Annotated in this window: 11 protein-coding genes, 1 pseudogene and 1 riboswitch; of the genes and pseudogenes, 8 read left to right on the top strand and 4 right to left on the bottom strand. The window is 65.5% G+C overall.

The genetic code is table 11. The annotated features are described in order from the left end of the window. Both AC629_RS30285 and AC629_RS30290 read left to right on the top strand, forming a co-directional pair. Positions 1-367 (top strand): annotated as a pseudogene (locus AC629_RS30285) (NAD(P)H-dependent glycerol-3-phosphate dehydrogenase); the annotation flags it as partial. Positions 368-369: 2 nt separating this feature from the next. Further along, on the top strand, positions 370-783 hold the full coding sequence (locus AC629_RS30290; RefSeq protein WP_084808502.1) for an EVE domain-containing protein: 414 nt from the start codon (positions 370-372) through the stop codon (positions 781-783). A 91-nt stretch (positions 784-874) separates the two neighbouring features. Here AC629_RS30290 and AC629_RS30295 read toward each other — a convergent pair whose 3' ends face one another. Further along, positions 875-1,954 (bottom strand): adenylate/guanylate cyclase domain-containing protein, encoded by a 1,080-nt coding sequence (locus tag AC629_RS30295; RefSeq protein WP_084808503.1) that lies wholly within the window; start codon positions 1,952-1,954, stop codon positions 875-877. A gap of 111 nt (positions 1,955-2,065) precedes the next feature. On the opposite strand from AC629_RS30295, the gene AC629_RS30300 reads away from it, so the two are divergent. Continuing rightward, positions 2,066-2,521, top strand: a complete 456-nt coding sequence (locus AC629_RS30300) for an SRPBCC family protein (protein ID WP_084808504.1) — start codon at positions 2,066-2,068, stop codon at positions 2,519-2,521. Between the two features lie 12 nt (positions 2,522-2,533). Here AC629_RS30300 and AC629_RS30305 read toward each other — a convergent pair whose 3' ends face one another. Then, entirely contained in the window at positions 2,534-3,703 is a 1,170-nt protein-coding gene (locus AC629_RS30305) for a DNA topoisomerase IB (protein WP_084808505.1), read from the bottom strand. A 400-nt stretch (positions 3,704-4,103) separates the two neighbouring features. Between AC629_RS30305 and acs the strand changes: the two genes are divergently transcribed. Then, positions 4,104-6,050: an acetate--CoA ligase gene (acs, locus tag AC629_RS30310; protein ID WP_084808581.1), complete on the top strand. Its 1,947-nt coding sequence runs from the start codon at positions 4,104-4,106 to the stop codon at positions 6,048-6,050. 416 nt (positions 6,051-6,466) lie between these two features. Then, positions 6,467-6,982 carry a L,D-transpeptidase gene (locus AC629_RS30315; protein ID WP_084808506.1) on the top strand — a complete coding sequence of 172 codons (516 nt, stop codon included), beginning with the start codon at positions 6,467-6,469 and terminating at the stop codon, positions 6,980-6,982. Between the two features lie 54 nt (positions 6,983-7,036). On the opposite strand, the gene AC629_RS30320 is transcribed toward AC629_RS30315, so the two are convergent. Both AC629_RS30320 and AC629_RS30325 read right to left on the bottom strand, forming a co-directional pair. Beyond that, on the bottom strand, positions 7,037-7,621 hold the full coding sequence (locus AC629_RS30320) for a thermonuclease family protein (protein ID WP_084808507.1): 585 nt from the start codon (positions 7,619-7,621) through the stop codon (positions 7,037-7,039). Positions 7,622-7,730: 109 nt separating this feature from the next. Beyond that, the gene (locus AC629_RS30325; RefSeq protein WP_084808508.1) at positions 7,731-7,940 is read right to left on the bottom strand and encodes a DUF1674 domain-containing protein; all 210 of its coding nucleotides are present in this window, start codon (positions 7,938-7,940) and stop codon (positions 7,731-7,733) included. Between the two features lie 188 nt (positions 7,941-8,128). Between AC629_RS30325 and AC629_RS30330 the strand changes: the two genes are divergently transcribed. The 3 genes from AC629_RS30330 to purH all read left to right on the top strand — a co-directional run bounded on the left by AC629_RS30330 (position 8,129) and on the right by purH (position 13,107). Beyond that, entirely contained in the window at positions 8,129-9,475 is a 1,347-nt protein-coding gene (locus AC629_RS30330; protein ID WP_084808510.1) for an RsmB/NOP family class I SAM-dependent RNA methyltransferase, read from the top strand. A 154-nt stretch (positions 9,476-9,629) separates the two neighbouring features. Next, the gene (locus tag AC629_RS30335) at positions 9,630-11,348 is read left to right on the top strand and encodes a heparinase II/III family protein (protein ID WP_084808582.1); all 1,719 of its coding nucleotides are present in this window, start codon (positions 9,630-9,632) and stop codon (positions 11,346-11,348) included. A 59-nt stretch (positions 11,349-11,407) separates the two neighbouring features. Next, positions 11,408-11,489, top strand: a riboswitch (ZMP/ZTP riboswitch). A gap of 25 nt (positions 11,490-11,514) precedes the next feature. Beyond that, positions 11,515-13,107 carry a bifunctional phosphoribosylaminoimidazolecarboxamide formyltransferase/IMP cyclohydrolase gene (gene purH / locus AC629_RS30340; RefSeq protein WP_084808512.1) on the top strand — a complete coding sequence of 531 codons (1,593 nt, stop codon included), beginning with the start codon at positions 11,515-11,517 and terminating at the stop codon, positions 13,105-13,107. Positions 13,108-13,118 lie beyond the last annotated feature (11 nt).

Consider the following 13,118-nt stretch of genomic DNA (forward strand, 5'->3'; position numbering starts at 1 on the left):
GGCGCGTCCGCCCAGGCCGCGCTCACGACCCGCGCCTTTGCCGAGCTGACGCGCCTCGGCCGCGCACTCGGCGCGCGCAGCGAGACGCTCACGGGCCTGTCCGGTCTCGGCGATCTGATCCTGACGTGCTCGAGCCCGCAATCGCGCAATTTCGCGCTTGGGCTCGCGCTCGGGCGCGGCGAGCAGCCGCCAGCCGGCAAGCTCGCCGAGGGCGAGTTCACCGCCCCCCGTGCTGATCGAGCTCGCAGCTTCGCAAAACGTCGAGATGCCGGTATCAGAAGCGGTCGCTTCGATCCTGAGCGGCCGGAGCACGATCGACGCTGCGATTTCAGGACTTTTGACGCGCCCCTTCAAGGCAGAGGAATGAACATGGCGTACTGGCTGGTGAAATCCGAACCGTCGGTGTGGTCCTGGGACCAGCAGGTGGCAAAGGGCGCCAAGGGCGAGGCCTGGACCGGCGTGCGCAATTACACTGCGCGCCAGAATCTCGTGAACATGAAGAAGGGCGACAAGGCGTTCTTCTATCATTCCAACGAGGGCAAGGAGATCGTCGGCATCGCGGAGATCATCAAGGAAGCCTATCCCGACCCGACCGACAAGACCGAAAAATTCGTCTGCGTCGATATCAAGGCCGACAAGCCTTTGAAGACGCCGGTGACGATGGCCGCGATCAAGGCGGAGAGAAAACTCGCCGACATGGCGCTGGTAAGGTATTCGCGCCTGTCGGTGCAGCCGGTGACGGCCGAGGAGTGGAAGCTCGTTTGCAAGATGGGCGGGGTTTAGTCCTAGCTGCTGTAGCCCGGATGAGCGCAGCGATATCCGGGGTTACTGTAACCGCATGTCGCTATCGCTCATGCGGGCTACAATATCAGGCTTACGTCTCCGGCAGGGCGAACACCTCGCATGGCGCGGCGATGCCACGGAGTGCATGCGAGCCGAGCGCGATCAGAAGGGTATCCGTCTTAGCGGCTAGCGCGCCCGACACCAGCACGGTCTTGCCGAGCTGCTTGCACAGACCTTCGAGCCGGCTGGCGAGATTGACGGCGGGACCGATCGCCGTGAAGTCAAGACGGTTGGCGGCGCCGATATTGCCCCAGAGTATCTCGCCGAGATGAAGGGCCGCACCGAACGCGAGTGGCGGCAGGCCCTGGGCCCGGCGCTCGCCGTTGAGATGGGCCATGCCGGCCCTGGCGGCGCCTGCCGCACGCAGAGCGGCATCGCACGCACTGCGCGGTGACGCCTCAAGCACCGGAAAGATCGCCAGCACGCCGTCACCGATGAATTTCAGCACCTCGCCGCCGAAGGCATGAACGGCACCGGCGATGCGATCGAACCAGGCGTCGAGCGCCGCGATGACATCGGCGGGCGGATTTGATTCAGACAGGGTCGTGAAATTGCGCAGGTCCGCATAAAGCAGCGCGGCTTGAATCGTCTCGCCGAGATCGCGTCGCAAGGGCGCCGCCAGCACCCGCTCCGCGCTGCGCCTGCCAAGATAGGCATCCAGCGTCGCGCGCAACGTGGCGCGCGCGGCGAGCACGGCGAGGGGCGTCGCGGCGAAACGCGCGGCCTGACGCAATTGCTCAGTCTCATCTGCGGTGAACGGGCGCGGCCCGATCCAGCCGAGCAACGGCCCATCTTGCCGTCCGACAATGTCTTCGTGGACGTCGCCGCCCGCGATGCCGCGCAGCCAGCGGCGACCGGCATCGTTCGGCGGATCGGGCGCGAGGCCACCGGGTGCGAAACCGAGCGCTTCAATCACCGCGCCGCTCTCTGCACGCCAGAGCCAGGTCCGCTTCGCGATCAGCGGATGCGGCACCTCCAGCGTCAAGGCGCCGCCCGCAAGCGGCACGCCGTCGGCGACCAGATGCGCGCCAAGTTCCGCAAGCAGTCGGTCGGCTCCGGAACTATCCGAGGCGGCATCGACGAGCCAGGCGAGGGTCGGGGAGAGTTGCATGGCCCGATGATGGCGAAGACTGGCCGTCTTTGTCACGGGCAATCCTTGACGGGGCGCTGCGGCGCCGCCATGTCCCGCCATGTCCCAACGTCAACCCAGGGATGATCGCCAATGACCGAACCGCTCGTAGTGCGACGCGAGACCCAGATTCCGGCTCCGCGCGCCACCGTCTTCGCCTATTTGACCGATCCCGAAAAGATCCTGAGCTGGATGGGCTCGGACGCGACCATGGAGCCGCATCCCGGCGGGGTCTACCTGCTGAAGGGTATCGGCCCGCGCGGCGGCGTCGGTCGCGGCGCGTTCCGAGAGGTCGTGCCGGTGCACCGCCTGGCCTATACGTTCGGCTGGGACGGCGGTCAGGAAGTGCCACCCGGCTCGAGCCTGATCGAGATCGACCTGATCGAGCGCGACGGCGGCACGCTGCTGCGCCTGACGCACAGTGGCCTGCCGACCGAGGAACAGGCTGCCGCGCATGCGAGAGGGTGGGCGCACTATCTGGGGCGGCTTACGACCGTAGCGGCCGGCGGCGATCCCGGTCCCGACAAGGGTATTTCACACGAAATGTAGCGGTGCGGCGGGTCAAACCGCCGCGGTCGCAACCACTTGCGCCAAAAGCTGCTCGCGTCTCGCCTGCGAACGCTGGCCTTTCATGGTCGCCGCGAAGCGTTCAAGGATGCCGTCCTCGAAGGCGGTGACGATGGTGTCGTGGACGTAACTCTTGCGGCAGATCGCCGGCGTGTTGGAGAGCTTGTCGGCGGCGGCGCGGATCGCATCCAGCACCTGCTTCTTGCGGCCGCGCTGACTGGTCGCCGGCGTAATCCGCGACAGCGATTCAACGACGACGGCAGAGGCCATCAGCGTGCGAAAATCCTTCAGCGAAATCTTGATGCCGGCGATCTCGCGCAAGAACGCGTTCACCTGCGTGGTGTTGACCGCGCGCACGATGCCATAGGCATCGCGATACTGGAACATGCGCTTGCCCGGAACGCTGCGCAGGATGCCGATGGCGCGCACCAGCTTGGCGGCGTCACATTCTTTCCGCACCGCCTTGCCGCCCTTCGCCTTGAAGGTCAGCACGAAGGAATCGTCTTCGAGCGTGACGTTCGACTTCAGCATCGTTGTGGCGCCGCGGGTGCCGTTGAGACGGGCGTAGGATTCGTTGCCGGGGCGGATCGCGGTGCGCGCGATCAGCTCGATCACGGCCGAGAGCGCGAATTCACGCGTCGGCTCGTCGCCCGACAGGAACATCGAGACCTTGCGCCGGATCTTTGGCAGCGCGCCGACGAGCTTTTCCAGGCGATGCGCCTTGCGGTGCTCGCGGACCTTCTCCCAATCGGCGTGATAGCGGTATTGCAGCCGGCCCGCGGCATCTCGCCCCACCGCCTGGAGATGCGAACTCGGATCGGCCGAGTAACGCACCTCGCGATAGGCCGGAGGCACTGCCATGGCGTGCAGCCGGCGGATGGTGCGGGCATCGCGGATATGGGCCCCGTTGGGACGGACGAAGGAATAGCCCTTGCCGCGCCTGATGCGGCGGATGGTCAGCTCATTCTGGTCGCCAAGCCGCAGGCCCAGCTCCCTGGCGAGCGACTCGACTGTCGCCGTGGGCGCCGTGTCGAAGACCTTTTTGGGGCTGGGACGGCCGGAAGTGGCCGTTTTCGGCCATTGTCCGAGGGCTTTGGCCAGTGCGACAGCGGCAGGATCGGCTGAAGCGGGCCGTATCGTCCCGAGATTCTGCTGATCCATCATAGTCTTAAGCCTTAGCCCTGTCCGTTATCGGTCAATGCCGCTGTTCTGATTTATGTTCCGAAGGGCCGCTCTGGACCCGGGTTGGCCATTTAGGGTGTTGCGAACGGCATTGCGAGTCCCGAATCAGTGAGGGGCGGTTGCTAGATACCGCCGACAGGTGCATGGGGGCTCTGCGCGGCCTCTTCCTCGTCTTGGGAAAAGGCCCCAAAAGCCACTCTCGACCTGTTTCAGACCTGCGACAGTCGCACCATCAGGCGTTGATCTTCCACATGGCGGCCCGCTCGCCGAAGGTCCAGCTTGTGCTCCTTGTCGGGCACGGTTAGCCCAACGCATAATCGGTTCAATGATCAAGTCGGCTCGCCAGTCATCGGTGCTGGGCTTGCCGTATCTGGAGGGAAACATGTCCGAGAAGACCTACGACGTCCCCGCGGAATGGGCCAAGCGCGCCTGGATCGACCAGGCCAAGTACAAGGACATGTACGCTCGTTCGATTTCGGACCCGAACGCATTCTGGGCGGAGCAGGCCAAGCGCATCGACTGGATGAAGGCGCCGACCAAAATCGAGAACGTCTCCTTCGCGCCCGGCAACATCTCGATCAAATGGTTCGAGGACGGCGTCCTCAACGTCGCCCATAACTGCATCGACCGGCATCTTCACAAGCGCGCCAACCAGACCGCGATCATCTGGGAAGGCGACGATCCCTCGCAGTCGAAGCACATCACCTACAAGGAGCTCCACGACGAGGTCTGCCGGATGGCCAACATCCTGCGCACCCGCAACGTCAAGAAAGGCGACCGCGTCACCATCTACCTTCCGATGATTCCAGAAGCGGCCTACGCGATGCTGGCCTGCGCGCGGATCGGCGCCATCCACTCCGTGGTGTTCGCCGGCTTCTCGCCCGACAGCCTCGCCCAGCGCATCAACGACTGCCAATCCAAGGTGATCATCACCGCGGACGAAGGCCTGCGCGGCGGCAAGAAGGTGCCGCTGAAGGCCAATGTCGACGCGGCGCTTGCCAAGACCGAAGGCGTCGACTGGGTCGTCGTGGTCAAGCGCACCGGCGGCAAGATCGACATGAACCCGACCCGCGACCTCTGGTATCACGAGGCGGCCGCGATGGTGACGACGGAATGCCCGGCCGAGCACATGCACGCCGAGGATCCGCTGTTCATCCTCTATACCTCGGGCTCGACCGGCCAGCCCAAGGGCGTGCTGCACACCTCCGCCGGCTATCTCGTGTTCGCCGCGATGACGCATCAATACGTCTTCGATTATCACGACGGCGACATCTACTGGTGCACCGCGGACGTCGGCTGGGTCACCGGCCACAGCTACATTCTCTACGGGCCGCTCGCCAACGGCGCGACGACGCTGATGTTCGAGGGCGTGCCGAATTATCCGGATAATTCGCGGTTCTGGAACGTCATCGACAAGCACAAGGTCAACACCTTCTACACCGCGCCGACCGCGATCCGCGCGCTGATGCAGTCGGGTGACGAGCCCGTGAAGAAGACCTCGCGTGCTTCGCTCCGCCTGCTCGGCTCGGTTGGCGAGCCGATCAATCCGGAAGCCTGGGAGTGGTATTACCGTGTCGTCGGCGACGACCGCTGCCCGATCGTCGACACCTGGTGGCAGACCGAGACCGGCGGCATTTTGATCACGCCGCTGCCGGGCGCGACCAAGCTGAAGCCGGGCTCGGCGACGCAGCCGTTCTTCGGCGTGGTGCCTGAAATCGTCGACGCCGACGGCAAGGTGCTGGACGGCGAGACGTCAGGCAATCTCTGTCTCACCCGCTCCTGGCCGGGCCAGATGCGCACGGTCTATGGCGACCACGCCCGCTTCGAGCAGACCTACTTCTCGACCTACAAGGGCAAGTATTTCACCGGCGACGGCTGCCGGCGCGATGCCGACGGCTATTACTGGATCACCGGCCGCGTCGACGACGTCATCAACGTCTCCGGCCACCGTATGGGCACGGCCGAAGTCGAGAGCGCGCTGGTCGCGCATGAGAAAGTCTCGGAAGCCGCCGTCGTCGGCTTCCCGCACGACATCAAGGGCCAGGGCATCTACGCCTATGTGACCCTGATGGCCGGCGTCGAGCCGACCGAGGACCTGCGCAAGGAGCTGACTACCTGGGTGCGCAAGGAGATCGGCCCGATCGCCTCGCCCGACCAGATTCAGTTCGCGCCGGGCCTGCCCAAGACCCGCTCCGGCAAGATCATGCGCCGCATCCTGCGCAAGATTGCCGAGGACGAGCCGGGCAGCCTCGGTGATACCTCGACCCTGGCCGATCCCGCCGTGGTCGACGATCTCGTCAAGAACCGGCAGAATCGGAAGTCGGTATAAAGCAAGCTCTCGTGCCCCGGACGCAGCGCAGCACGTTAGTGGTGCGCTGCTGAGCCGGGGGCCATTGGTCCCGCATCAAGGACTGGTTCCGGCTCTGCGCAGCAGCGCTAAGGCGCTGCAGCGCGTCCGGGACACGGAGGCGATCTACCCCACCAAATAACAGCCGTTCACACCCCTCACGCACTTGTCAGGGCGCGAGTGGGCACGCCGGTATCTTTCCCACCAAGTGTTGTTTTCAGATCATTTACTTTATTTCGAACATTTCCTTTGGTCCGCGTGCTGGCTGGCCCTCGGTGGCCGTGCGTGGAAACCATCCGGTTAACGAGCGCGGTTCAGAATGTCCCCAACAAGGACTTGGCGAGCCGGCGATTGCCGGGTTTTGCGTCAATTTGGACGATCTGTTCGGGGGAACATTAATGTCGATGAAGATTGCTATGGCGCTGGCCGCCACCATCGGGGCAGGGGTCTTGATGTCGACGGCGGCGCAGGCGCGGCCGGAAATGGTGGGAACGCATCTGGCCGACTATTCGCCGGGCACCATCGTCGTCAAAACCAATGAGCGCCGGCTTTACCTCATTCTCGATAACGGCCACGCCATGCGTTACCCGGTCGGCGTCGGCAAGTCCGGCAAGCAGTGGGCCGGCACCACCCGCATCGACGGCAAGTATCGCAATCCCGCCTGGTCGCCGCCCGCCGAGGTGAAGCGCGACAAGCCGAGCATTCCCGACGTGATCCCGGGCGGCTCGCCGCGCAACCCGATGGGCGTCGCAGCGATGACGCTGGCCGGCGGCGAATACGCGATCCACGGCACCAACGTACCGGGCTCGGTCGGCGGCTTCGTCTCCTATGGCTGCATCCGCATGCTCAACGACGACATCACCGATCTCTACAGCCGCGTCTCCGTCGGCACGACGGTGGTCGTGACGCGCTGATCGCCGGGGACCAGGCAAGACAACAGAGCCGCGTCGAAAGACGCGGCTTTTTCGTTACCAGAAGCGCCAGCCTCTGGTGCACCAGCCGTCGCGATGGCCACCGTTGTAGCTGCGCGCATAGCCGCCCGCGAGCAGCGCGGCCGAGACGTTGGCGGTACGTTTGGTCGCGACGTCGGCGAGAACGCGCCCGTATTTGTCCTGACCAAGATTGAAGATCGTGACGCCGCCCTGGCCGAGCAGGTTGCGCAGCGCATCGCTGGCGGCTTCGGCCTTGTCCAGTTCGTCCTGGCAGGATGCTTTCATCTTGGGTGCATCGATGCCGCGCAGGCGAACCCGCGCAACGAGATCGCGCCCGTCGCGCTGATGCACGCGAGCGAGGAAGGTGTCGCCGTCGATGGTGCGGACGACGTCAACAGGTTGACGCATGTCGGAACTGCCGGACTGCTGCAGGATGATCGCGGCATCTCGCGATTGTCTGTCATCCGCATGCGGCCAGTTCGTCCCATGGCGGAAGGCGAGCACGACAGCCATCACGACGCCGACCACGAACATCCACGGCAACAATCCGGAGAAGCGGCGGCCGAACGGTGAGCCACTGTATGCAGGCCGGTATGGATGGCTGGGATCGAAACGCGGCATCCACGCGCGCTAGGGCTGAGTCGGCTGGACCGGCAAGTGCGCCTTAAGGAGCGTACCTTAAGACAAGAGCGCCTCAAGATTAAGAAGAGCGCGCCTCGAGAACCGGACCTCAAAAGTCGGAGGCGATGCCCTTGCGCTCCCAATCGCCGTAGCGGGTCGGCTCAGGCCCCTTCGGTCCCTGCAATTCCTTCGGCGCGGCCTTGGTGCCGTCCTTGGCGTGTACAGCGGCGGCCTGCCGGCGCGCCTCGGCTTCGGCCAGCGCGCGCTGGGCGGCCGGCGATAGCGGCTTGCGATCGGGAATGGAGGGCTGGTCACTCATCGTGGCAGTTCCTAACGCAGGATCAGACGATGCGCGACGTCCAATAACGCATTGCTGAAATGGTCGCTGCGGGCTGTAAACGCGAGAGACCATTCTTACATTTGGCATATTCACGTGCCACATATCCCTTCCTCAAGGCATGCGCCCATTGCGGCGGAACTGCCGCTCGCTCAGAACCTTGCTTCCGCATGCCATCTCAACGTTTCGTTCCCCCGTCCGAAGTGCCCGGTCTCGCGGCGCGGCGGATTGCCGCCGATATCGTCGACGGCGTCCTGCACAAGCACCGCACACTTGACGACCAGCTCGACGGCGGCGGCGCCCACCCCGGCCTGAAGACGCTGGCCGACCGCGACCGCGCGCTGATGCGGCGCCTGGTCGCGACGGTGCTGCGCCGGCTCGGCACGCTCGGCCATGTGTTGTCCCGCCTGCTCGACAAGGGCATTCCCTCCGACGCGCCGCGCGCGCAGAGCGCGCTGTTGATCGGCGCCGCCCAGATTCTCTGGATGGACGTGCCTGATCACGCCGCGGTCGATCTCTCCGTTCGTCTCGTGCAATCCGATCGCCGCGCCGCGCGCTATGCCGGCCTCGTCAACGCCGTGCTGCGCCGCTGTGCGCGCGAGGGCCAGGCGCTGGTGGATGAAGTCGCGACGCAATCGCTGGACCTGCCGCCCTGGATGCTCGCACGCTGGAGCGCGCATTACGGCGAGGCGACCGCAAGGGACATGGCACTCGCACTTAGCCACGAACCGTCGCTCGATCTCACCGTGAAGTCGGACGCCGCACAATGGGCGAGCCGCCTCCATGGCGAGACGCTGCCGACCGGCACGGTGCGGATGCTGCTGCACGGCTCGGTGACCATGCTGCCCGGCTTCGCCGAGGGGCAATGGTGGGTGCAGGATGCCGCCGCCGCGCTGCCGGCCCGGCTGTTCGGCGACATCAAGGGCAAGTCCATTGCCGATCTCTGCGCCGCCCCCGGCGGCAAGACCGCGCAACTGGCGCAGGCCGGTGCGCATGTCACGGCGATCGACCGCTCGCCCGCCAGGGTGGCACGCCTGCGCGAGAATCTGGCGCGGCTGTCGCTCCAGGCCGAGACAGTGGTCGCCGACGCCGTGGAATGGGCCGGTCCGGCCGAAGGCTTCGACGGCATCCTGATCGATGCGCCCTGCACTTCGACCGGTACGATCCGCCGCCATCCCGACGTCGCATGGCTGCGCCAGGAGTCCGACATCGCCGCTTTGACTGCGCTCCAGCAGCGACTGCTGCGGAAATCACTGTCGCTGCTCAAACCCGGCGGGACGCTGGTCTACTGCACCTGTTCGCTGGAACCCGAGGAGGGTGAGCAGGCCGTGGCCGCGCTGCTGGCCGCGGAGCCTGCGCTTCGGCGCGTGCCGATCGAAGCGTCCGAGGTGTCGGGGCTCAGCGAGATCGTCACCCCCGATGGCGATTTGCGCACCCTGCCCAGCCATCTGCCGAACGCCGATCCCAAGCTCGGCGGGCTCGACGGATTCTACGCGGCCCGGCTCGTTAAATCCTGATTTTGCACCGTTTTTTCGACGGCGCTGATTCGCGACCCTTCAAGATGGTGTCGGACGTCCGATTTTGGGATTAAGAAGGATTCGTCGTTAATCCTCTCCCCCTTCAAGGCAAGGCGTGTCGGTCGCTCAACGCAGACGTATCTCGACGCTGGTCATGAACCGCTTCGCGCGGAACATGCTGTCGCGTGCGAGCGGCGGATCCGTTGCGCTGTCGCGGGTCTGGCCCGGCCGCACCGACCGGCTGATCATCGCGCCGCATGATCTGCGCACGGCGGATGCGACCCGCGCCGCCGAAATCTATGCCGGCCGCTTTGTCTTCGCCGGCAAGATCGTCAATTGCCATGGCCGCTCGATCTTCGATCTTGAGCCGCCGTCGGAGGATTGGGAGGTCGCGCTGCTCGGCTTCGGCTGGCTGCGCCACTTGCGCGCCGCCGATACCGCGCTGACGCGGGCCAATGCGCGCGCGCTGGTCGAGGATTGGATCTCCAACCCCGCCAACAAGCGCCGACCCGTCGCGCGCCGCGCCGACGTGCTGGCGCGCCGCGTGATCTCGTTGCTGTCGCAGGCGCCGCTGGTGCTCAACGACACCGACAACAAGTTCTATCGCCGCTATCTGCGCGCGCTGGCGCGCGAGATCCGCTTCCTGCGCTACACCATGCTCGACATTCCCGACGGGGTGCCGAAGCTGCAGGTGCTGATCGCGCTGTGCTACGCCGCGCTGTGCCTCGCCAACCAGGCAAGTCACATCCGCAGCGCATCGAAAAAGCTCTCGGACGAATTGCAGCGGCAGATCCTGCCCGACGGCGGACACATCTCCCGCAATCCGGGCGCGCTGATCGAACTCCTGATCGACCTGTTGCCGCTGCGGCAGACCTTTGCCGCGCGCAACATCGCGCCGCCGCCCGCGCTGCTCAACGCGATCGACCGCATGATGCCGATGCTGCGCTTCTTCCGTCACGGCGACGGCAATTTCGCGCTGTTCAACGGCATGAGCGCGACGCCTTCGGACCAACTTGCCACGTTGCTCGCCTATGACGACACCCACGGCGTGCCGATGGCGAACATGCCTCATACCGGCTTCCAGCGCCTTGATGCCGGCCAGACCACGCTGATCATCGACACCGGCCCACCACCGCCGGCCAGCGTCAGCCACGACGCTCATGCCGGCTGCCTGTCGTTCGAACTGTCCTCCGGCATCAGCCGCATCGTCACCAATTGCGGCATGCCGACCACGGGCCGCGACAACTGGCGACCGTTCGCGCGCGGCACGGCGGCGCATTCGACGCTGACCTATCACGACACGTCGTCATGCCAGTTTGTTGAGATGTCGGCGATGAAGCGGCTCCTGCACGGCGCACCTGTCACCACCGGTCCCGTCGAGGTCGAGAGCTATCGTGAGGTCGTGCAGAACGGCACGCTGCTCACGACGTCGCATGACGGCTATCTCGCCAAATTCGGCGCGATCCATCGCCGCTTGCTGATGATTGCCAATGACGGCGCGCGCATCGACGGCGAGGACACGCTGTCGCCGAGACAGGGCGGACGTTTCAAGGGCGCTGACGCCGATTTCGCGCTGCGCTTCCACCTGCATCCGGCGGTCAAGGCGAGCAGGCTGTCGGACGCACACGGCGTCATGCTGGTGCTGCCTAACCGCGACGTCTGGACTTTCGAGGCGCTCGACGACAAGGTCGATCTCGAGGACAGCGTGTTCCTGGCCGGCAATGACGGCCCCCGCCGCACCGCCCAGATCGTGATCCGCCAGGACGCCCGCCAGGCCCCCTCTATCCGCTGGAGTTTTGTCCGCTCCACCGCCTCGCCGACGGTCACCAATGCCCGCCGCAACGCGCGGCGGGAGCCGGAACTCCCGCTGTAAGCGCGCGCGATCTGGCCCCATCTGGTCGTTGTGAAGGGCGGCGAAAGCTGCTAACCAACGCGCGCCCGCGCAACTGGCGACCTTGGATGGAGCACCATCGGGAAGCGCGGGACACAGCTGCCGCGCGCCTGGGCATAGGTACTCCCTTCAACAGAGGATCTTGCTCATGACTGACCATCCCCGCCGCGTCACCCGCGCCCTGCTTTCCGTTTCCGACAAGACCGGCCTGATCGAATTCGCAAAGGCGCTTGCCGCCCATGGCGTCGAACTGGTCTCGACCGGCGGCACTGCCAAGGCGATCGCCGCGGCGGGCCTCAAGGTGAGAGATGTCTCCGAGCTGACCGGCTTCCCCGAGATGATGGACGGCCGAGTCAAGACGCTGCATCCGAAGGTGCATGGCGGCCTGCTCGCGATCCGTGACAACAAGGAGCACGCGGAAGCGATGAAGACGCATGGGATCGCACCGATCGACCTCCTCGCCGTCAATCTCTATCCGTTCGAGGCGACCGTCGACAAAGGAGCGGGCTTCGAGGATTGCATCGAGAACATCGACATTGGCGGCCCCGCGATGATCCGCGCCGCCGCGAAGAACCATGACGACGTCGCCGTCGTGGTCGAGGCGCAGGACTATCAGGCCGTGCTCGACGAGCTCGCCGCCAACAACGGCGCGACCACACTGAAGCTGCGTCGGCGCCTTGCCGCCAAGGCCTACGCGCGCACCGCGGCCTATGACGCCGCGATCTCGAACTGGTTCAACCGCCAGCTCGAGATCGAGGCTCCCGATTTCCGCGCCTTCGGCGGCAGACTGATCCAGTCGCTGCGCTATGGCGAGAACCCGCACCAGACCGCAGCGTTCTATGCCACGCCGGACAAGCGCCCCGGCGTCTCCACCGCACGGCAGTTGCAGGGCAAGGAGCTCTCCTACAACAACATCAACGACACCGATGCGGCCTATGAGTGCATCGGCGAGTTCGACGCCAAGCGCACCGCGGCCTGCGTCATCGTCAAGCATGCCAATCCCTGCGGCGTCGCCGAAGGCTCTGACCTCGTCAGCGCCTATCGCAAGGCGCTCGCCTGCGATTCCACCTCGGCATTCGGCGGCATCATCGCGATGAACCGTGCGCTCGATGCGGACACCGCGCGCGAGATCACCAAGATCTTCACCGAGGTGATCATCGCACCCGACGCCAGCGAGGAAGCGATCGCCATCATCGGCGCCCGCAAGAATCTCCGCCTGCTGCTCGCCGGCAGCCTGCCCGACCCGCGCGCGCCCGGCCTGACCGTCAAGACGGTCGCCGGTGGTCTCCTCGTGCAGAGCCGCGACAACGCCGTGGTCGACGACATGACCTTCAAGGTCGTGACCAAGCGCGCGCCGACCGATGCCGAAATGCGCGACCTGAAGTTCGCGTTCCGTGTGGCAAAGCACGTCAAGTCCAACACCATCATCTACGCCAAGGATCTCGCCACCGTCGGCATTGGCGCGGGCCAGATGAGCCGCGTGGACTCAGCGCGGATCGCTGCGCGCAAGGCGCAGGATGCAGCCAATGAGCTGAAGCTCGCCGAGCCGCTGACCAAGGGCTCGGTCGTGGCATCGGATGCGTTCTTCCCATTTGCCGACGGCATGCTCGCCTGCATCGAAGCCGGCGCCACCGCCGTGGTTCAGCCCGGCGGCTCCATGCGCGACGATGAGGTGATCAAGGCCGCCGACGAGCACGGCATCGCCATGGTGTTCACGGGAACGCGCCACTTCAGGCACTGATTTCGCTGTCG

It is taken from the genome of Bradyrhizobium sp. NAS80.1 (assembly GCF_001908205.1).
Classification (GTDB): domain Bacteria; phylum Pseudomonadota; class Alphaproteobacteria; order Rhizobiales; family Xanthobacteraceae; genus Bradyrhizobium.